Consider the following 662-nt stretch of genomic DNA (forward strand, 5'->3'; position numbering starts at 1 on the left):
GTTGGCGTGCTGATGCTGCTCGTAGAGGTAGAAGACGGCGGCCTTGCGACGAGCACATTGGTCGGTCGGGCAACTCCGGTGGATCCGAAGAATGCTGTGGGCCAATTCCGCTGTGAAGCGTTCGGGAACCACCGCACAGCTGTCGGAGACCGGGGCGGCTCGTTGCGGGGACCATGGCGTGCGCACCACATACCTCCTTCCACTGACAGAAGATGGAATATCCGATCCGAAGCCCTCACAAACCCTGGCATTATGAGTGCGATCTACATCACCGACCAGTACTGCTGGTGCGCACAGGGGAGGCCGACAGTGGAAGCGAAGAACCGCGTCATCGAGGCCGATGCGGTGTGGCGGCGCGGAGACGACACCGCCGACGGCGTCGAGATCGCCTTTCTGGCCAGTGGAAACATCGGATTGCGGGACTCCCGCAATCCGGACGGGCCAGTACTGATCTTCACCCCCGGCGAATGGGAAGCCTTCGTGGCCGGGGCCAAGGACGGCGAATTCAACCGGCCCGGAGCCTGATTCGGGTGTGGCCCGGTCGAAAAGAGGCAGGGACAACAACGTTCCAGGCCCCCCCGCCGTAACAAGGGTCAGGCACGAATTGTTTAGGGTGTCCTGCCCGTCCGACCCAGAACTTTTTCCCACCAGGGCATCCTCCC

2 protein-coding genes are annotated in these 662 nt (G+C 62.5%); one reads left to right on the plus strand and one right to left on the minus strand.

Going from position 1 to position 662, the window contains the following annotated elements; all coding sequences use genetic code 11:
• Nucleotides 1–186: hypothetical protein (locus tag ACFXN1_RS09240; protein WP_379463535.1), on the minus strand; the 186-nt coding region annotated here is incomplete at its 3' end.
• A 66-nt stretch (nt 187–252) separates the two neighbouring features.
• Here ACFXN1_RS09240 and ACFXN1_RS09245 point away from each other — a divergent pair.
• Nucleotides 253–525 carry a DUF397 domain-containing protein gene (locus ACFXN1_RS09245; protein WP_083868551.1) on the plus strand — a complete coding sequence of 91 codons (273 nt, stop codon included), beginning with the start codon at nt 253–255 and terminating at the stop codon, nt 523–525.
• Nucleotides 526–662: the final 137 nt, after the last annotated feature.

Origin of the sequence: Nocardia sp. NPDC059154, assembly GCF_042755705.1 — a bacterium.
Taxonomy (GTDB): Bacteria; Actinomycetota; Actinomycetes; order Mycobacteriales; family Mycobacteriaceae; genus Nocardia.

Excerpts from the sequence above, each read along its gene's own strand:
- ACFXN1_RS09245 (WP_083868551.1), top strand. The coding sequence starts at position 253 with ATGAGTGCGATCTACATCACCGACCAGTACTGCTGGTGCGCACAGGGG.